This window comes from Arcicella sp. BE140 (genome assembly GCF_031456255.1).
Lineage (GTDB): Bacteria > Bacteroidota > Bacteroidia > Cytophagales > Spirosomataceae > Arcicella > Arcicella aquatica.
In genome coordinates this window covers 429,108-447,947 of sequence record NZ_JAVDUE010000002.1, presented here as the reverse complement: position 1 = coordinate 447,947, position 18,840 = coordinate 429,108, and the positions used below count along the sequence as shown (strand labels likewise).

19 protein-coding genes are annotated in these 18,840 nt (G+C 35.4%); 6 read left to right on the top strand and 13 right to left on the bottom strand.

Going from position 1 to position 18,840, the window contains the following annotated elements:
• The first annotated feature begins 222 nt into the window (after positions 1–222).
• Positions 223–468, top strand: coding sequence for a DUF1456 family protein (locus J2Y60_RS05215; RefSeq protein WP_309914291.1), 246 nt, complete (start codon positions 223–225; stop codon positions 466–468).
• A 92-nt stretch (positions 469–560) separates the two neighbouring features.
• Here J2Y60_RS05215 and rlmF read toward each other — a convergent pair whose 3' ends face one another.
• The 6 genes from rlmF to J2Y60_RS05185 all read right to left on the bottom strand — a co-directional run bounded on the left by rlmF (position 561) and on the right by J2Y60_RS05185 (position 6,069).
• On the bottom strand, positions 561–1,517 hold the full coding sequence (gene rlmF, locus J2Y60_RS05210) for a 23S rRNA (adenine(1618)-N(6))-methyltransferase RlmF (protein WP_309914288.1): 957 nt from the start codon (positions 1,515–1,517) through the stop codon (positions 561–563).
• Positions 1,518–1,691: 174 nt separating this feature from the next.
• Positions 1,692–2,936, bottom strand: a complete 1,245-nt coding sequence (locus tag J2Y60_RS05205; protein ID WP_309914285.1) for an MFS transporter — start codon at positions 2,934–2,936, stop codon at positions 1,692–1,694.
• A gap of 57 nt (positions 2,937–2,993) precedes the next feature.
• Positions 2,994–3,839: an MOSC N-terminal beta barrel domain-containing protein gene (locus J2Y60_RS05200; protein ID WP_309914284.1), complete on the bottom strand. Its 846-nt coding sequence runs from the start codon at positions 3,837–3,839 to the stop codon at positions 2,994–2,996.
• 131 nt (positions 3,840–3,970) lie between these two features.
• A complete protein-coding gene (locus tag J2Y60_RS05195; protein ID WP_309914281.1) occupies positions 3,971–4,852 on the bottom strand; it encodes a TraB/GumN family protein in 882 nt (293 codons plus the stop codon).
• 72 nt (positions 4,853–4,924) lie between these two features.
• Positions 4,925–5,527 (bottom strand): hypothetical protein, encoded by a 603-nt coding sequence (locus J2Y60_RS05190; RefSeq protein ID WP_309914278.1) that lies wholly within the window; start codon positions 5,525–5,527, stop codon positions 4,925–4,927.
• Positions 5,528–5,568: 41 nt separating this feature from the next.
• Positions 5,569–6,069 (bottom strand): sigma-70 family RNA polymerase sigma factor, encoded by a 501-nt coding sequence (locus J2Y60_RS05185; protein WP_309914275.1) that lies wholly within the window; start codon positions 6,067–6,069, stop codon positions 5,569–5,571.
• Between the two features lie 220 nt (positions 6,070–6,289).
• Between J2Y60_RS05185 and J2Y60_RS05180 the strand changes: the two genes are divergently transcribed.
• Entirely contained in the window at positions 6,290–8,104 is a 1,815-nt protein-coding gene (locus J2Y60_RS05180; protein WP_309914271.1) for a serine hydrolase, read from the top strand.
• Positions 8,105–8,181: 77 nt separating this feature from the next.
• Here J2Y60_RS05180 and tilS read toward each other — a convergent pair whose 3' ends face one another.
• A complete protein-coding gene (gene tilS / locus J2Y60_RS05175) occupies positions 8,182–9,510 on the bottom strand; it encodes a tRNA lysidine(34) synthetase TilS (protein ID WP_309914268.1) in 1,329 nt (442 codons plus the stop codon).
• A gap of 35 nt (positions 9,511–9,545) precedes the next feature.
• Here tilS and J2Y60_RS05170 point away from each other — a divergent pair, with 35 nt between their 5' ends.
• Positions 9,546–11,282: an OstA-like protein gene (locus tag J2Y60_RS05170; protein ID WP_309914265.1), complete on the top strand. Its 1,737-nt coding sequence runs from the start codon at positions 9,546–9,548 to the stop codon at positions 11,280–11,282.
• 154 nt (positions 11,283–11,436) lie between these two features.
• Positions 11,437–12,084 (top strand): T9SS type A sorting domain-containing protein, encoded by a 648-nt coding sequence (locus J2Y60_RS05165; protein ID WP_309914262.1) that lies wholly within the window; start codon positions 11,437–11,439, stop codon positions 12,082–12,084.
• A gap of 63 nt (positions 12,085–12,147) precedes the next feature.
• Here J2Y60_RS05165 and coaE read toward each other — a convergent pair whose 3' ends face one another.
• From coaE to nusB, 6 genes are all read right to left on the bottom strand, one after another.
• On the bottom strand, positions 12,148–12,741 hold the full coding sequence (gene coaE, locus J2Y60_RS05160; RefSeq protein ID WP_309914260.1) for a dephospho-CoA kinase: 594 nt from the start codon (positions 12,739–12,741) through the stop codon (positions 12,148–12,150).
• Complete coding sequence (locus J2Y60_RS05155) at positions 12,741–13,415, bottom strand: hypothetical protein (RefSeq protein WP_309914258.1); 675 nt, start codon at positions 13,413–13,415, stop codon at positions 12,741–12,743. The genes coaE and J2Y60_RS05155 overlap by 1 nt, the downstream gene beginning before the upstream one ends.
• 182 nt (positions 13,416–13,597) lie before the next feature.
• On the bottom strand, positions 13,598–13,912 hold the full coding sequence (gene yajC, locus J2Y60_RS05150) for a preprotein translocase subunit YajC (RefSeq protein ID WP_309914255.1): 315 nt from the start codon (positions 13,910–13,912) through the stop codon (positions 13,598–13,600).
• Positions 13,913–13,951: 39 nt separating this feature from the next.
• Complete coding sequence (locus J2Y60_RS05145) at positions 13,952–14,389, bottom strand: DUF1573 domain-containing protein (RefSeq protein WP_309914252.1); 438 nt, start codon at positions 14,387–14,389, stop codon at positions 13,952–13,954.
• A 28-nt stretch (positions 14,390–14,417) separates the two neighbouring features.
• Positions 14,418–14,717 (bottom strand): YtxH domain-containing protein, encoded by a 300-nt coding sequence (locus tag J2Y60_RS05140; protein WP_184130374.1) that lies wholly within the window; start codon positions 14,715–14,717, stop codon positions 14,418–14,420.
• A gap of 68 nt (positions 14,718–14,785) precedes the next feature.
• The gene (nusB, locus tag J2Y60_RS05135) at positions 14,786–16,045 is read right to left on the bottom strand and encodes a transcription antitermination factor NusB (RefSeq protein ID WP_309914249.1); all 1,260 of its coding nucleotides are present in this window, start codon (positions 16,043–16,045) and stop codon (positions 14,786–14,788) included.
• 99 nt (positions 16,046–16,144) lie between these two features.
• Here nusB and J2Y60_RS05130 point away from each other — a divergent pair, with 99 nt between their 5' ends.
• A complete protein-coding gene (locus J2Y60_RS05130) occupies positions 16,145–17,926 on the top strand; it encodes an ABC transporter ATP-binding protein (RefSeq protein WP_309914246.1) in 1,782 nt (593 codons plus the stop codon).
• Between the two features lie 100 nt (positions 17,927–18,026).
• A complete protein-coding gene (locus tag J2Y60_RS05125) occupies positions 18,027–18,839 on the top strand; it encodes an ion transporter (RefSeq protein WP_309914244.1) in 813 nt (270 codons plus the stop codon).
• The last annotated feature ends 1 nt before the right edge of the window (position 18,840 follow it).

The following is an 18,840-nucleotide window of genomic DNA, read 5'->3' as shown; positions in this document are numbered from 1 at the left end:
TGCCCAATAACAAGCCTGACTATTTATAAAAACGACTGGCAGTAATAAATATTATTAATAGTCTGGCTTCTACCAGATTGAAAATTAAGTAATTAAATTGATTAATTACTCATTATCAGCTTTCGGATTCAAAATTAATCATCCTATAGAAAGAAAGCAACTTGAAAAATGAAGAGAAGGCGGTAACTTTGCTGATAGAAATAATCATTAAGCAATCATTCCATGTCTAATAACGATATTTTAAAAAAACTAAGGGTAGCTCTTCAATTAAGAGATGACCAAATTGTAGATATTCTAAAATTGGTAGATTTCAACGTATCTAAAGCTGAAATTGGTGCTTTATTCCGTAATGAAGACCACCCAAATTTTAAACCTTGTGGAGACCAGATTCTAAGAAACTTTTTGAATGGCTTAGTAATCCATTTAAGAGGTCCTAAAGAAGACAAGAAGCCATCGCCAGTTAAGTAGTGCATGTAAAACAAGTGATGCTTATTGTCAGATTAAATTATTGTATATCAATATCTTAAACCAAAAACTCATCACTCACAACTCATCACTTATTACCCGCTTTTTGTTTGCCAATCTTGCTGTTGGCTTTTTGTCAAGAATGTCCAAGCAAGTATTCTGCTTACTTTTTGTCCTTGTGCCATATCAATGGTTTTTACCTCTAAAGCCTTTACCTTTTTTAATAAAGCATATGCCTTTGGCAAGGTAGTTTTCTTGGAAATAAGCGAAGTAAACCACAAGCAATTATTAGCAAACAATGTACTTTCAGCGATCATATTTGCTATAAATGTTTCTTCGCCACCTTCACACCAAAGTTCGTTATTTTGTCCGCCAAAATTAAGTACCTTGTTATTGTTCTTCCCTAAATTTTTCCATTTGCGTTCAGTGCCTGCTTTTGCCTCGGCCATTGAACTATGAAAAGGTGGGTTACACAAGGTTAAATCAAAGTATTCATCTTGTTGAATAATTCCTTTAAAGATGTTTGCAGGGGAAGTCTGCCACCTACATGCTACTGTATTTTTCAAAGAATCATTGGCTTCAATAATTGCCTTGGCTGATGCTATTGCTTTTTTATCAATATCTGCTCCTACAAATTTCCAAGCGTATTCATGGCTACCGATAATGGGATACACGCAGTTTGCCCCAATACCAATATCCAATACTTGTATCTTATTTCCAGTGGGTATATTTCCCTTGTTGGCACTTGCCAGTAAATCTGCTAAATAATGAATATAATCTGCCCGACCGGGGATGGGTGGACAAAGATAATCGGGTGGAATATCCCAATGACTAATACCATAAAAATGCTTCAATAAAGCTCTATTAAGCACTTTTACGGCTTCAGGATTGGCAAAATCTATGCTTTCAACCTCAAATTGATTGTGAAAAACAAATTTTGCTAGCTCGGGTAAACTAGCAATCAATGCCTTAAAATCATATCGAAATCGATGAGGATTTCGAGGATGTAAGCCTGATTTTTCAGAAGTATTTTTTACAGAATCTTTATTCAAGTTCTTTTAGTGATATTTTTAGTGATTGGTGATTAGTCAATAGTGATTAGGTGTGCTTGTCTAAAATAAGTTAAAATTTATGTCAACCAATTTTAGGCAAGAACAAGGAAGAGGTCACTCATGGCATGACTTTGAGTCATGCCATGAGTATTTTAATCTGCTATTCAGAAAAAATTACAGTCTCAAATCAAATAATTCTTTTGAGCGAATCCACACGATGGTTACAATGATTAAGGTCATTGCTCCGCCAAATATTACAGAAGGTACTGTTCCCATTACCTTAGCCAAAAATCCTGATTCAAAAGCTCCTAATTCATTTGAAGAACTCACAAAAATACCATTTACAGAAGAAACCCTTCCTCGCATTTCATCAGGAGTAAAGAAACGCAAAATAGTTTGACGAATTATAACACTTACACTATCGAACACTCCTGTAAAAAATAAAGCAATAACCGATAGCCAGATATTAGTAGATACGGCAAAAACCAATGTAGCCAAGCCAAAGCCTGCAATGGCTAAGAGTAAGTTACGCCATGCTTTACCCAAAGGTGGTATATAAACCATCACAATCATACACAAAACGGCACCAATAGATGGAGCGGCTCTTAGAATACCCAATCCTTCTGCTCCTACATGAAGTACATCTTCTGAATACACTGGTAATAAAGCAATTACGCCTCCAAAAAGCACCGAAAACAAATCTAAAGAAATAGCGTAAAGGATAATTTTTGTTTTGAAAACATACACGATTCCTTCACGAAGTGAGAAGAAGATATTTACTTTTTGTTCATTTTGCTGAGGAATTGGCGGAGCTGTAATCATAGAAATGAGTATCATTACTAACACAAATAATCCTACCACACACCACAAAGCATGCGTAAGCCCAAGATATGCATATAAAAAACCGGCTAGGCCCGGCCCTAAAATTGCTCCTGCCTGCCAAAAAGAACTCTGCCACGTTGCCGCATTAGCAAATACTTCTTTAGGGATTAAAAATGGATTCAATGAGCTTGACGCTGGACTATAAAAACCCCTTGAAAAACCAATCAGCATAATTACGCCATAAACAACCATTAGCATCTGGGCTTGCGTCAGACCACTCGTAGGATTAGTCGCCCAAATTAACACGACTGACCCCAAAGTAATGAAGGCTAAACTGACCTGCATAATGGTTTTCTTATTTCTTCGGTCGGCGAAATGCCCTCCGAATAATGCCAATGAAATATAAGGTAAGGCTTCTGCCAAACCGATTAATCCAAGTGCCAGAGGGTCGTGGGTGATTTTATAAATAGAGTATCCAAGAATTACTTCTTGAATGAGTAATGCCATCGTCACAAAACCGTTGGCAAATATGAAGGCTACAAATTCTGGATATTTTAGGGCTTCGTAAGGAGATTGTTTGGGGGATGAATCTGTCATATTTTTATAATGTACTCATTTTAATGGTTAAGTTGACCACTTTTCAAGAGAAACCCATTAAGAAACCTCTATTTCAAATTGAGGTAATTTCTTAGTACTTATTACATTGACACTATCGCCAAGCTGTATGGTATCCAATACAGTTACCAGTAAATTTTGTCCAAATAATACTCTTTTACCAGCCTTTCTGTAGGTTGATAGTGTATAGAGTGGGTCTTTACCTGTTTTTTCTCCAGACTCTTGGTCAATGGTTGTCATGATACATCTGGCACATGGTTTTACGCCCCAAAAAGTGGCTTTCCCTATCTGTACTTCGTACCAATTTTCTTCTTCATAAGCTTCTCCTCCTTTGAAAACTAAATTCGGACGAAAACGATTCATTTTCACACGCTCATTTAAACGATTATTTAAATCATCTAAAGACGATTGTCCGATTACTAAAAAAGGATAAGCATCAGAGAAAGACGTAATCTCTTCGCCAGTGATGGCATATTTTTTATCTACCTCTCTCCTACTGTCTTCGGGCATATAAACCAACCTTACCTTCATTGCCAAAGCCTTTGAAAACCATTCGTTGGCTTCAGTACTTACTTCCAAGGCATCTATTGTATCATCCCACACTTTTACTTGCACATATTCATGATGATTGGGTGGAGTAAGGCTTACTTTAATAGGCTCAACAATATCTTTCCTATGGGTAATCGTCAGGAATTCAGCATCAATACTAGGCTGAAAAAGCGCTAACTGAGGGAATTGTCTTTGGGTAAGGAAAGTTCCTTCTTCGTTTACTAAAAGCCATCTTCGGTCATGCTCAATGCCTCTTTCAGTAACTTTAGCTTCTTGAAGGCTAATACCAGCAAGCGATTTTACGGGGTAAATCCAGATTTCAGAGAGTTGAAGCATAATATTTATAATTTCCCTCAAAAGTACAAAAACCTGTGGAATTTGATGATTCACACAGGTTTTTGTTTTATTAAAAAGAATGTAATTATACTAATCCCGATTCCCCAATGCTTACTTTATCAGCATTTGGTTTAGTTTTTCGTTACTGCTTTTACCGTGTAACCTTGCTTCTTCAATAAGGATAATACCCCTTTCGTACCTCCTAAATGCCCTGCTCCTACGCCAAAAAAGGTGGTTTTTTCTTTCATGATAGTGGCCATTCTAGGAACCCAATTGGCGTTTCTGGTTTCAAGCAAATCTTTTTCAAAACCAATATCTGATGTAGGCGAGTTGGTTATATCCGTCAGTAATGCTTCTATATCTTGTTTTTTATAATCTTTAATCATCTGCTTTAATTCCTTCTTGCCGTCTGTCCAGTTATCTACCATTTTTACTAGCATCAAATCCGCTTGTTTTTCCATACCCATTTTATCTAGGGCATCAAACTGTTCTTGTACTAATTCAAGTCCTTTTACTTCCTTTTTCTGTTCTTGCGCCATCTTGACAAAAACCTCCTCATAACCTTGCATTGGGCAACCTAACATACTAGGGATACTCATCGAGCTAAGGATAAAAGGCTTCATGCCATCCATAAAAGCGATATTAGTTTTTAAAGAGTCTTTAAAAAACTTGGCTACTTTGGTATAATCTGCTTCCGACATGATTGTTTTCAACGTCTTACCGTCGGGCATCATCATATTTTTTTGCATTTCTGTCATCATCGACGGGTCATCCATATCGATTTCTAAATAAACTTGCTGAGCCAAGGCAAACTTACTTTTTACAACTTCTGGCAAGAAAAAATCATCTTTACAGATAACATGTATGGTACCAAAAATATAGGAAGGTTGTGAAAGTCCATTTCCTGAAATTTCGTAGAGTAATGATTTCTCTTCTTTTTGTCCATAAATCTTAGAGAAATATAGAAAGCTAAAGATTAATGAAATAGTAAAAAACTTAATAGGATTTGCCATTGGGGGAATAAATATTAAAGGTTTTGTTTCTTGCTTGAATGTTTTTTTTGTCCGTGTATGTATCAATATCGCTTAGTCGATGCTCTCTTCTAATTCCGCTAAACAGCTTTTTAGTTTGTCTAGGTGTTGGCCATATACTTTACGAATATAAAATTTAACCCAAAAATAGCCTAAAGGAGAAGTAATTACAGTAATACCTATTAAAAATGTTAGCGATAATTCTTGACCTGTGAGTTCTACGCCCACAACCATTCCATAAAACATCATCGGAAAAAGCAGCACATAATTGATAATCAAGTAGATGCGAACAAATTTAGAAAATTGTTCTACCGTAATCCGCAAAGAAGTAATTAAACTTAATCTTGTTTCAAATGCTTGGAGAGAACGATATTCAAACCAAAAAACCACTAAAGTAACAACAGTAGTAAAAATCAGCGTTGAGCAAACATATTTATGAAAAACGGCAATGTCTGTAAAGAAAATAAAGTATAGGAAGATGGGGATAAACAAAATGCTTATGATAAACTCAAACATCATGTTTTTTTTCAGCCTTGCTATCACATCATTTGATTTACCCTTCATCATTATTGAAAATTCATCGTTTTCAATCACTTGAGCAGACATATTTTCGAGGGATGTTTGTTGCCAAATATTTTTTAATTCGTCTAATTCCATGTTTTGTTTTGGAGCATAATAGTTTTACAATAGTTGTGAAACTATTTGGTATTGGCCATCAAAGTTCTTAGTTTTTCACGTATTCTAGTCATTTTCACTCTTACATTATTCTGACTAATACCGATTATCTCAGCAATTTCTTCATTATTCTTTTCTTCAAAATACAGCATAATAATAGCCTTTTCAATTTCAGATAGTTGGTCGATGGCCTGATACAATACCGCTAGTTTTTCTTCAATGCTGTAATCATACTGATTGTCCGAAATATTGGTAATGGTTTCCGACAATTCTACTCGGATAGGTTTTCTACTTTCTTTTCTAAAATCAGAAATGGCGACATTCAATGAAATTTGGTATATCCATGTCGAAACCTTTGCTTCGTGCCTAAACTTCGGGAATGCTTTCCATAGTTGAATCACAATTTCTTGAAACAAATCTTTTCTATCATCATGGTCACGACGATACATCCCGCACACTTTATGCACGATGCCCTGATGGATTTTGATTAGTTCAACAAATTGATTTTCTACTATTTGGTTCAATACATTGGAGGTTTTGAATGATTAGTCGAACGAAGATTATGATAATTACAGAAAAAAGAGATTATTTTTAATAGTTGTAATTCTTCCTTGTTGAAGTTATTTTGTAGATGATAGCAAAGGGAAAAAACCACATAAAATAAAACGCATACCTACTTCAATCTCTCTAAGATTTTGTTTAAATTGAATGATTCTTAATATCTCTAAAAGTCAATTCAAAATTATGCAAAAACTACTGACAACCTGCTTATTATTCCTCACTTTCTTATCTAATGCTCAAAAACGAAAAACCACTATCCCTGACCGATTTGCGGGTTTAGATACTGCTTTAAACCATATTCTTGCCGACTGGAAAGCACCAGGGTTTGCAGTAGCCATCATTCAAAAAAACAAAGTGGTATATGCAAAAGGATTTGGCTATCGTGACTATGAAAATAAGTTGCCTGTTACACCGAATACTTTATTCGCAATCGGTTCGTGTACAAAGGCTTTTACATCTTCGTTAATTGGTGTTTTACAAAAAGATGGTAAACTAGAATTAGACAAACCTGTGAGTAATTATTTACCTGAGCTAAAGTTCTACAACGATGATATGAATAATAAAATCACCCTTCGTGATATGATGACCCATCGTACAGGACTTCCTAGACATGATTATTCTTGGTATTTTTCCCCTACCTCTCGTGATAGTATTTTAACACGCATACGCTTTTTAGAGCCTTCTACTGGTATTCGTGAACGCTGGCAATACAATAATTTCATGTTTGTGGCTCAAGGTATCGTAGCAGAAAAACTTACTGGCAAAAGCTGGGAAAATAATATTAAAGAGCGTTTTTTTAAGCCCCTCAATATGACAAACTCTCATTTCTCTATCAAAGAATTTGATAAAAGCAGTGATGCTGCTAAAGGTTATGGCTTAAAAAAGGATAGTTTAATCTATCGCTTAGATTATTTTAATATCGATGAAATGGGCCCTGCAGGGAGTATTAATAGTAATGTATTAGAAATGGCTAATTGGGTTTCTACTTGGATTAATGGCGGTAAATTTGAAGGGAAAGAAATTCTATCTCCTCAATATGTTGCTGATGCGATTTCTTCTCAGATGGTCATAAATGGTGCTTTGCCCAGTAAAGAAACGCCCGACCTACACCTATCTACTTATGGATTTGGGTGGATGCTATCTTCATATCGTGGACACTATCGGGTAGAACATGGTGGAAACATTGATGGCTTCAGTGCAAATACCTCTTTTTTCCCAAGTGATAGTTTAGGTATTGTTGTGCTGACAAATCAAGATGGTTCTGCTGTTCCTACGCTTGTCCGTAATATCATTGCCGACAAGATGCTCGACCTTAAATATTATAATTGGAGTGGAGAACGGTTGAAAACATATAAAAAAGCGATCAAAGAATCAAAAGAAGCTAAAAATAAACCAACAAGCAACCGAAAAACGAATACGAAACCTTCGCATAGCCTAAGCGACTATACTGGTATATTTGTCAGTGATGGTTATGGAAAATTAAATGTCAATCAAAAAGGAGATTCATTGTTTTTACAATCGCCCAACCATCAATGGTGGCTTTCACATTATCATTACGATACTTTCTTGAATTTTGACACGAGATATGGTATTGATACTACGAACAAAAGTTCTATATTTTTTCAATTCAACACTGGTGTTAACGGTGAGATTGAAACATTATCAGCCATCGGATTGGAACCTACTATCGGTAAACCTGTTGTGTTTAGTAGAGTGATTCCTGTCAAGCCCATTTCGGCAGAAGAATTGAAAAAGTATGTAGGCGAGTTTGATTTAGGAGGTGTTACGATTAAAACGTATGTTAAGAATGACAAAACGCTTTATGTCTTTATCCCCGGTCAGCCCGAATATGAATTAGCCTCTATTGGCAATCACAAATTTAACCTTGTCAAGTTGAAGGGTTACAGTGTTTTGTTTGATATAACGCCAAGTCTGGAAGTTACTGCGATTACTTTTGTTCAACCCAATGGTAATTTTAAAGCGACTAAGAAGAAATAAGGAACAAAAACGAGGCTATCTAATAAAGAAAGATAGCCTCGTTTTTGTTCCCTTTAACTCAGCACTCAAAACTCCAATTACTTTACTTCCATCAAGCAAATCTTAGCAGTCTTTTCTGTGACTTTAAATCTATCATCGATTCTAAAGCCAATTACCCAAACTATCGAACCGTTTGATGTAAGCAGATAGACATCTTTTTTCAAATTCAAAGGTACTTTTTGGTCAATCAGAAAATCACTGATGAGCTTTTTCTTGTTCATTCCTAACGGACAAAACCAATCGCCTTCCTTCCATTTACGTAGCTGTAACGGAAAGCGAATCTTGTCAGCATCCAAACAAGCTACCTTTTTAGCTGTCGGCACTACAAAATCTTCTTCTATTTCAGTAAACTCTCCGATATTTAGCATTCTATCACCAAACTCTACTACCACATTATTTTTCTCGATGGTTTTGCTGGTAAAAGCCTGTAGATTTTTGGGGGTAATGACCAATTCAGTACGGTCTTTTACTAGCGTATGTGTTGGCGTAAGAAACATTTTGCCTGCTTCTTTATCAAAAGCCTCAACAATATCCTGACTTTGTTGATAGCTAAAATTATAAGGCTTCAACAATTCTGCTAGTTTAATCACAGGTTGTGAAAGCGTTTGAATGGCTTTATAATTCACATAAATTGCCTGCGAATCTGACCAAGTGATTTGCTTTTTGAGCATTTCCATTTCTTGCTCAAAAATATCTTCTACCGCCGTAATTCTTTCTACGGTTTGCTGAATCGTATTTTCAAGATTAGGATTAATCTGTTTTAACAAAGGCACTACTTCATTACGAATCAGGTTACGTTGATATTTATTAGATTCATTAGAAGAATCTTCACGCCAGATAATCTGATTTTCTACGACATAATCAAAAATACTTTCTTTTTCAGCAAACAATACTGGACGAATGATATGCCCATTTTTTACCCTGATACCATGCAAACCTGCTATGCCCGTCCCTTTGGTCAAATTCAGCAATACCGTTTCTAGTACATCATTTTGATGATGCGCCGTAGCGATATAGTCGAACTGATGTTGGGTTCTTATTTTTTCAAACCATTCATACCTTAAGATACGCGCAGCCATTTGCGTAGAAATCTTTTCATTTTCGGCAAAATCAGTCGTTTGAAAGGTAGTCACATAAAAAGGTACTTTGTATTTAATAGAAAGTTTCTTCACAAACATTTCATCTTCATTCGATTCCTCGCCACGAAGTCCAAAATTGCAATGGGCAATCGCAAAGTTAAGTTTGGCTTTGCTGAAAAGGTCGCACATCACGACAGAATCCATACCACCACTTACCGCTAAAAGTACTTTTTGAGACGGTTGAATAAGATTTTGTTTGTTAATAAACGTTAAAAACTCGTTGAGCATGATTTTATTTGGCTAATTTTGCAAGCACAAGATTTATGAAATATTCCACAAAAATACATCAAATAAAAGTAATTCCAGAATCGATGAAAGCATTTGAAATAGTCAAATCCATTTCCAGTACTTTATCGTATATTTTCATAGGATTAATTTTATCGTTTTTTACTTTTTTTTCAACTAATGCTCAAACTCCTGCTGGAAGCCAAGTAGAAATCATCAAAGCCGACAGTTTGATTGGTCAGAACCAGCCATTTATGCAAATGAAGAAGCTGATTGGCAATGTCGCTTTGCGACAAGGTACTACCCTGATGTATTGCAATCTGGCAATTTTGAACGAAACAACGAATATTCTTGAAGCTTACGGAAAAGTAAAAATTATTCAAGCAGATACGGTCACGATTACTGGGGATACTGCCTATTATTTCGGAAATGAAAGAAAAGCAATCATCAATGGACATGTGAAGTTAGACGATAAAACGATTTTATTGACTACCAATAAGCTAGATTATAATTTGAATACTAGTATTGCTTATTATAATACTGGTGGTAAAATCATTGATAAAAAAAGTACGCTTACCAGTAAGGAAGGCTATTATAATACGGTTACAAAGCTTTTTGATTTTAAAACGAATGTACATGTTATCGATAAGGATGGTAGCCTAACGGGCGATTCCTTGCGGTATAGTACCTTATCCAAAGAAGCTTTTTTTATAGCCCCTACGTTGGTTGTTAATAAAAAAGATACAACATACGCCAACCCCGGTAGCCAATATAATACTATCACAAAGATTTCGAACCTCAAGGGGCGGTCGACTGTAAAAACGGAAGATTATGTCATGACGGCCGATACGATGATTTATGACCCGCCAACCGAAATTGGTATTGCGATTGGGAATATTCATTTTGTCTCGAAAAAAGACAAGGCTATCCTCACGGGCGACCGTGGTAGATATTCGAAGAAAACTGGGGTTACCAGAGTATTCGGACATGCTTTATTGAAGAATGTTTTTGAGAATGACACACTTTTTTTAACGGCCGACACCTTGGTTTCATTGGATAACAAAGAAACCAAAACCAAGAAAATGTATGCTTATAAAAGAATAATGATTTCTAAAAGTGATTTTGCGGCAAAGTGCGACTCGCTGAGTTATAATGTTTCAGACTCAACTATTTATTTTTATCAGAAACCTATTCTCTGGAATTTAAAAAATCAATCTGAAGCAGACTCAATCAATATTTTACTGAAAAGAAATAAAATCAGTGTGATGAATATGAAGGGCAAGTCTTTTGTGATTGCAACGGATACACTAACAAATTACAACCAGATAAAAGGGCGTAAAATGGTGGTTAGGTTTACGGATGATTCTAAGATTGAAAAAGTGAACGTAGAGGGTAATGGGGAAAGCATCTATTACGCAATTGATGAAAAAAATACCCTAACTGGGATGAATAGAGTACAATGTGGGAAAATGAATATGAATTTTGCTAAAAATAAGATCTCTCGCATAGCTTTTTTAGCTAAACCAGATGGTAAGTTTATTCCGCCCAAAGAAGTAAAAGAAGACGATAAAGAGTTGGATGGATTCAAGTGGCGAATCAGCGAAATGCCAAATAAAGCAAGTATTTTAGCAAGAGTTGCACGTCCTATTATTACCCCTTCATTAACTGCTTCAAAGGATTCTGTCTTGATAAAAAAGGTAGAAAAAAAGATAGAAAAGAAAATTAATGAATTGCCACATAATAAAATAAATAAAAAATCGTTGCCGAAACTTTGAAAATTGAATTTTTTTAATATATTTTTGTTTTATAAATAAAATACTTAAAAGTCAAAGCAACCTTTCAAACGATTTTTAGGTCTATGATAATATAGACACTTAAAAATATTTATTAATTGACTAATGTTGTCTTCATAAAGAAATACTAAATGAAATGAAACCTATACTCTTTAATACAAAAGCTTGGTTAATTTGGGGATGCTTGATATCATCGATATCAGGGATTGCTCAAACTACTGAGAATCGCTATAAAAGTCGCTTGGATGTTAAGCCAAAGCAAAAGACTATGAGCCAGATTACGAGCTCGTCATCTTATAAAAAGATGCCTTTTTCATATTTCCAGCCATCGCACCTTTCTCTTGATAGGAATGTAAACTATCAGCGTGCTGCCATTAGTCAGTATTTTACTAATTCTTTGATGGTACAAACGCCTAAAAACTACGCTACTAAAAATGAAGCTCAAGTGGTTGCATCAACTACTTCTGTTGAAACCAAAGTAGAAGAATCATTTAGTGCTGACGATAAACTTTTCAACAACGACAAAATATCTATTTGGAATATCTATCCTAATCCAGCGGATGATATTGCAACGATTAAATATAATATCTCGTCACAAGTAAACGAAGTAAAAATCACTTTTTACAACGTTTTGGGAAGCGAGATTAAAGAAGAAGTTTTAGATAAAGATGCCTCAAGAAAAGAGATTTCTACTAAAGATTGGGGAAATGGCATTTATTTATATCAACTGTCTGCTGATGGCAGATCACTGGTAACCAAAAAACTTTTGGTTAGACACCAGTGAATAGAAGCTAAAGACTAACAAAAAACCACTTTCGCGTTGAAAGTGGTTTTTTTGTGCCCTTCATTATGATGTTGCCTTTAGTTTTTGATACAAGGCTAATACTTGGTCTAACAAAGGCTCTTTTTCGTCATTGTTAATTACAAAATCAGCAATTTTCAATCGTTCACTTTCTGATATTTGTCTGGCTATGATGTCTTCAATGGCGGCTTCTGTACGTCCGTCTCTTGCCTTTACACGCTTTATTCTGAGGGCTTTTGGGGCATCTACCACAATTACTTTATCAAAGGCATTTCCATCTCCTGCTGCTTTCATGAGCGCAGCTTCATACAATACAAATGAATGTTGTTGATGGTCTTCAATCCATGTTCGGGCATCTTGCCGAACTGCTGGATGTATAAGTGCATTTAATTGAAGTAGTAAATCTGCATTATTGAATACTTGCGAAGCTACCCATTCGCGGTTGTAGTCGCCACTGGTAGTATAAGCTCTTTCGCCTAATAATTGAATAATCGAATTTTTGAGGGAAACATTATGAGCGACAAGCCATTTAGCACGCGTATCGGCTTCATAAATAGAAATACCTAGTATAGAAAAAATCTTACAAACAAGGCTTTTGCCCGAACCTATCCCTCCTGTAATGCCAATTACCTTTGCCATTATTTCAATAATTCTTCAACTTCAAAACTTACACTTACTTTGCTCTTATTAGTTTTCAATATGCCGTTTTTAGCAAAAGGAAGCCCTATTTCATCATCAAAATTATCTTTAATCTGTTGTCCAGGCACTTTAATATAAATTGTGCTATCCATATCTTTCAATATAGATTCTGGGCCTTCAATGGTCAAGACTCTTGGATTAAGATTAATCACACTCGATACTACATAATGCTCTTTCAAGGGAATATGTAAGCTATCTATTTTTAAGGTAAAATCTTTCTTGATTTTTTTATCAAATTCTATCTCAAAGCGGTCGGCTACGATATAATTTACCTGTACATCTCTAATATACTCCGCAATAGAATCTGTGAGCATACCAGTATTCAAAAACTTAGTTTTCAGTGGCTTGTTGATAGCATACTGAATAGGCGTTTTATTGAATGAAAATGATTTACGTAATAAATCCCACCCGCTACCAGAAACATTGACAGAAATTTTTTCAGGAAGTGGCTGAGTCGGTATGTAAAGGGAATCGTCGTAAGTAATACGAATAGGAAAGGAAATTTTTTGTGAATAGCCTTCTTTGTTCAAGGCATTCATTATCCAAAAAATAATAGCAGCGAATAGGCTCACTATTACAGCTTTGAAATCAGTTTTTTTAGGAGCGGGTTTCATCTGAAAGAATTTACAAATTGAAGTTATCTCAAAAGATAGACTATATACAAATTATATTCCGATAAAACCTCATCCCCAACCCCTTCTCCTTCAGAGAAAGGGCTGGGGTTGAGGTTGAAAGTCAAAGAATATTTAGTGTTCTTTTCTTTTAACAATCTCTTCAATTAAGGAAATGACAAATTTTATTCGCCAATCTGCGCAGAAGAGTCTTTAGAAATGGCTGTTTTCAAAAACACCATTCTTACTCCTTTGCTTGAATCTACTTCTAATACAACTGTTTTTTCTCTTACAGAAGTAACAGTACCGTGCAAACCACCAATCGTTACTACTTTATCGCCAGCCTTTAATGCATCAACGTATGCTTGTTGCTCTTTCTGTTTTTTTTGTTGAGGACGAATCATGAAAAAATACATGACAACGAACATACCACCAATTAATAAAAGAGAAGATGCACCACCTCCACCGAGCATTCCTTGTAATAAAATACTGTTAAACATATTTGTTTTTTGTTTGATTAAATATTCTTGGGAGTCTTACTATTTCTTTAGTACTTCTACTTTAAAAGAAAAAGTATTTTCGGCAGGAGTAGTATTTGCTATCGCTGTTACTGTTTTACTAAGCTTTCCTTCTTTGCCTTTACTATCAAATTTCACCTTAATAAAGCCTTGCTCACCCGGTTGAACTGGTGAAGTAGAGTACGAAGGCGTAGTACAACCACAAGATGCATTTACACTACTTAGCACTAATGGCATATTACCCGTATTTCTAAATTTATAAATGTGAATAATGGTATCGCCTTGTGTAATTACACCTAAATCTACCGATTGTGAATCAGCTTGCATCACAGGAAATTTATCACTTGTCGGTTTATAGGCAGACGCAGAGTCTGCCATTGTCTGGCTATCGTTCTTTTGTTTATTTTGACAAGCAAAAAAAACACTAATCCCCAATGCCAAAATGATTGCTTTTTTCATACGATGAATATTCGAATTAATTTCAAAATTAGGCTTTAGCTTTAATCTGACTCATCATGCTTTCTACATCCTCTAATAAACGTTCTGCTTTTTCACGTGCTTCATTTACTACTTTCTTACCTTCAGATTTTGCCATTGTTTCAGGAATTTCTTTTCCATCAATCAAATCTGAAATTAAACCTTGTAGTTGGTCACGATACTTTTGAAGTTGATAAAACAGTTTGTTACGGGTATTTTCTCCTTTATCAGGTGCATATAGAATTCCTAAGGCAGCTCCAACGGCAGCTCCAGTCATGAATGCCCAAAATGTTTTTGATGATTTACTCATTGTATTGCAAGTTATCGGTTAAAAAATCAAATTTATAGATTATGCCTGTTGCGTTGTTCAAATAACCATTATTTATTATCAATCAATCCTCGTCCCGACTTTCTGATGATTCCTTCTTTCTGTAATTTCTGCGAAAGTACGTCTAATAAACCATTTATAAACTGCCCTGACTTTGGTGTTGAATAGTTTTTTGCCAATTCAATGTATTCGTTGATTGATACTTTTACTGGAATACTCGTAAAATGAATCATTTCTGCCAAGCCCAACTTTAAGATAAGCATATCTGTCATCGCCAGACGGTCGCCTTCCCAGTTTTGTGTTTGGTCGGTAATGATTTTCTCATACGATTCATCGTTATCCAACACATTATTAAAAAGGTCTACGAAGTAATGCTTATCCTCGTCCCAATTTAATGCCAAAGGCTGTAATGCCAAATCCTCCACTTTCTCAATCTTAAAAGTCTTTACACAAAGGCTTTTAAGCACATCCTTATTTTCGTTCCAATTTAGGTCTTTTTCCTCAAAATAATCAGCAATAAGGTGATGTTTCAGTATGAAAGTTTTTACAAGATACTGAACCAACGCCAAATCTTCCTCAAAAGTATGTTTTGTTATACGAAGGTACGACTGGAAAGTTGTATCAGGCAAGATTGCTTCTAAGAAAAGTTTACGCAAAAGGTTTTGGTCTTCTTCTCCCCATTTAGCATTGCTCCTGATAATACCCGTAGTAAACATTGGTAAATTTTTCAAAGCCATCAATACTTGATTTCTGGCTAATCTTGACGTACGGTGGTCTGTTTCAACTAAACGACGTTGCTCATCCCAAACAGCAATTTCAGTAATTTCCAACAACAATTGAAGCATTTTCAGATAAGCATCATATACTCCTTCCACCTCCGCTACCATGTTATCAGTAATCGTAGCTTTGTCTTTTTTCACATAACTTTTATATGATTCAAGGGCATGTCTTGCTGCATTTTTAGCCTCAGCAGGAATGGTATCATCTGTCGATTTCAGATTGAATAGCTCCTCAAAACGTTGTTCAGCTAACTTACGCAAAGCATCTAGCTTTAGCATTTGTTGCTCTTTAGGAATCATTAAGTCAAGATTTGGGAGAAAAGAATCAGCAATTTGGTCAAATGCTAACTGATAATCAGCACGTTCCGCTTGGCGGAAGGCATAAAGGCTTTGAAATGCCTTTGTTCGGAGAAGTCGTCTGTTTACCATTGGGTAATTTAGAAAGAACGTTTTGGTAGTGAAGCTTCGGTAAAGTAATATTACTTTATCCAAAGAGGGTGCAAAATTAGTATTTTTTAAAGAAAAAAGCATTATTCAAGCACAAAATTTTCAATATAAATGATAATTTTACTGAATACTAAAAGTACATAATGGATGAAACCTTTACTTTCCTCCGTTGGTTATTGAAATATGAAATCCCTAAAGCATCTCAACCAATACTTTCTCAAATATAAATGGTACCTTATTCTAGGTACACTTTTTACTTTCATTTCAAATCTTTTTGGTGTAGTTCCTGCTCAAATTGTACGCTATGCACTTGATTTGGTTAAAGAAACCATTGATTTATACTTTCTGTATGATGGCTTTGCTTCGCAAAAAATGGTCTATGAATTCTTTGCCTTTTCAATCTTGTTGTATGGGTCATTAATTATGGTGCTGGCTTTATTAAAAGGATTCTTCCTTTTTTTAGTACGCCAGACTCTCATCGTAATGTCCCGCCATATTGAGTTCGATTTAAAGAACGAAATCTATCAGCATTACCAAACCCTTCCACTGAGTTTCTATAGAAAGAACAACACTGGCGATTTGATGGCGCGTATTTCAGAGGACGTCAATAAAGTACGAATGTATGTGGGGCCTAGCTTAATGTATGGTCTAAACCTTATTTCAGTATTTATTCTGGTGGTTTGGTACATGCTTTCGGTGAACGAGAAACTTACTTGGTATGTATTATTACCTGTTCCTTTTCTGTCGGGTAGTATATACTTTGTTAATACCATCATCATGCGAAAGTCTGAACAGATTCAAGCAAACTTATCTAAGATTTCTACTTTTACACAAGAGGCATTTTCGGGTATTAGAGTCTTGAAGGCTTTTGTACAAGAAGAGCCCTCAACGATAGCTTTTACGAAACAAGCCAACGTTTATCGGGAAAAATCGTTAGATTTAGTAAAAGTTGATTCACTCTTTACACCATTGGTTTCGGTGTTGGCTGGTCTTAGTTCTGTGATAGTAGTATATGTGGGTGGCTTAGAAGTAATGGCTGGCAGACTTACCGCTGGAAGCATCACCGAATTTATTTTGTATGTCTATATGCTGACGTGGCCAATGATTGCCTTGGGTTGGACAACCTCGCAAATACAACGAGCAGCAGCTTCTCAGCAAAGAATCAATGAGTTTTTGAATGTAAAAACTGATATTGTTTCGAAAGAAGATATTCGTCATACTGTTGAAGGGGCTATTGAAATGAAAAACGTTAACTTCACCTATCCAGATTCGGGGATTGTGGCTTTAAAGGATTTCTCTATGACGATTAAGCCTGGCGAATCTATTGCTATTTTAGGCACAACAGGCTCTGGGAAAAGTACAGTAGCCAATTTGCTTTGTAGAATGTATGATGCCTCCGCAGGAGAAATAAATATTGACAGCTTGCCCATCAAAAGCTTGAATGTAAATATGTATCGTTCACAAATTGGATATGTGCCTCAAGATGTTTTCTTGTTTTCAGACTCTATCCGAAACAATGTGAGTTTTGGAAGTAGTGACATGACCGAAGAAACCATCATTAAAGCTGCCAAAGACGCTGATTTATACAATAATGTGATAGATTTTCCTGAAGGTTTTGATACGGTTTTAGGAGAAAGGGGTGTAACTTTATCTGGCGGACAAAAACAACGCTTATCTATTGCACGTGCCATCGCACGTGAACCCAGAATCTTAATATTGGATGATTGCCTTTCAGCCGTAGATACCAAAACTGAAAACCAGATTTTGAATAATCTACAAGAAATTATGAAAGGTAGAACATCAGTTATTATATCGCACAGGGTTTCTTCTGCCAAATTAGCAGATAAAATCATCATGCTCGACGATGGCAATATCATAGAACAAGGTACGCATGAAGAACTGATGAATGCTAATAATGTGTATAGAGAACTCTACGAAAAACAATTACAAGTAGAAGAGGTATGAGTTGTGAGTGATGAATTATGAATAATGAGTTTAATACCCAAGCGTGCTTTATTTTATATCTGCTAATTAGTCTTATAATATCATAAAATCATTTTATCGAATGAATAGCAATTGGTCTAGAAAAGAAATCTATAAAGTATTAGAAGTAACACGAGGTAAAAAAAGCACTGCTTCGTTAGTATTCAACGCTATTTTATTAACAACGATTTCTCTGAACACCTTTGCTATCATCTTGCATTCGGTAAAAAGCCTAAGGCATGATTTTGTTTCTTTCTTCAGTGATTTTGAATACTTCTCAGTTATCTTCTTTACAATAGAATATTTCGTTCGGCTGTGGGTGTGTGTTGAGAATGAAAAATATCGCCATCCTCTTTGGGGCCGAATCCGTTATATGTTTTCAGCAGGGGCATTGATTGATTTACTGGCAATTATGCCTTTCTATTTATCTAATTTCACGTCAGATACTGGCTTAATCAGGATACTTCGTTTATTCAGAATTTTCAGGCTATTCAAATTTTCAAGATATGTACATGCCTTAAAAGTAATTGAAAGTGTATTTAAAGAAAAACGAGAAGAACTTATCTTAAGTTTTGTCTTTTTTATATTTACATTACTAATTTCGTCTGCTACGATGTATTATATTGAAAACCAAGCACAACCAAATATTTTTTCAAGTATTCCAGCTACTATTTGGTGGGGTGTTACTACGATTACTTCGGTAGGATATGGAGATGCCTATCCCATTACACCACTAGGAAAATTATTAGGAGGCATCGTTGCAGTTGCAGGCGTTGCGATGTTCGCCTTACCAACGGGTATTTTTGTGTCAGGCTTTAATGAACATATAAAATCTTCTAAACAAGATAAAAAAGACTTTAAGTTTTGTCCTCATTGTGGGGAACAATTATCTTAAA

What these genes read in the sequence shown, in the direction of transcription:
- J2Y60_RS05180 (WP_309914271.1), top strand. Translation starts at nt 6,290, where the DNA reads ATGCAAAAACTACTGACAACCTGCTTATTATTCCTCACTTTCTTATCT.
- J2Y60_RS05155 (WP_309914258.1), bottom strand. Translation starts at nt 13,415, where the DNA reads ATGAAACCCGCTCCTAAAAAAACTGATTTCAAAGCTGTAATAGTGAGC.
- J2Y60_RS05215 (WP_309914291.1), top strand. Translation starts at nt 223, where the DNA reads ATGTCTAATAACGATATTTTAAAAAAACTAAGGGTAGCTCTTCAATTA.
- J2Y60_RS05165 (WP_309914262.1), top strand. Translation starts at nt 11,437, where the DNA reads ATGAAACCTATACTCTTTAATACAAAAGCTTGGTTAATTTGGGGATGC.
- J2Y60_RS05145 (WP_309914252.1), bottom strand. Translation starts at nt 14,389, where the DNA reads ATGAAAAAAGCAATCATTTTGGCATTGGGGATTAGTGTTTTTTTTGCT.
- coaE (WP_309914260.1), bottom strand. Translation starts at nt 12,741, where the DNA reads ATGGCAAAGGTAATTGGCATTACAGGAGGGATAGGTTCGGGCAAAAGC.
- J2Y60_RS05190 (WP_309914278.1), bottom strand. Translation starts at nt 5,527, where the DNA reads ATGGAATTAGACGAATTAAAAAATATTTGGCAACAAACATCCCTCGAA.
- J2Y60_RS05130 (WP_309914246.1), top strand. Translation starts at nt 16,145, where the DNA reads ATGAAATCCCTAAAGCATCTCAACCAATACTTTCTCAAATATAAATGG.
- nusB (WP_309914249.1), bottom strand. Translation starts at nt 16,045, where the DNA reads ATGCTTTTTTCTTTAAAAAATACTAATTTTGCACCCTCTTTGGATAAA.
- tilS (WP_309914268.1), bottom strand. Translation starts at nt 9,510, where the DNA reads ATGCTCAACGAGTTTTTAACGTTTATTAACAAACAAAATCTTATTCAA.
- J2Y60_RS05205 (WP_309914285.1), bottom strand. Translation starts at nt 2,936, where the DNA reads ATGACAGATTCATCCCCCAAACAATCTCCTTACGAAGCCCTAAAATAT.
- yajC (WP_309914255.1), bottom strand. Translation starts at nt 13,912, where the DNA reads ATGTTTAACAGTATTTTATTACAAGGAATGCTCGGTGGAGGTGGTGCA.
- J2Y60_RS05125 (WP_309914244.1), top strand. Translation starts at nt 18,027, where the DNA reads ATGAATAGCAATTGGTCTAGAAAAGAAATCTATAAAGTATTAGAAGTA.
- J2Y60_RS05200 (WP_309914284.1), bottom strand. Translation starts at nt 3,839, where the DNA reads ATGCTTCAACTCTCTGAAATCTGGATTTACCCCGTAAAATCGCTTGCT.
- J2Y60_RS05140 (WP_184130374.1), bottom strand. Translation starts at nt 14,717, where the DNA reads ATGAGTAAATCATCAAAAACATTTTGGGCATTCATGACTGGAGCTGCC.
- J2Y60_RS05195 (WP_309914281.1), bottom strand. Translation starts at nt 4,852, where the DNA reads ATGGCAAATCCTATTAAGTTTTTTACTATTTCATTAATCTTTAGCTTT.
- J2Y60_RS05170 (WP_309914265.1), top strand. Translation starts at nt 9,546, where the DNA reads ATGAAATATTCCACAAAAATACATCAAATAAAAGTAATTCCAGAATCG.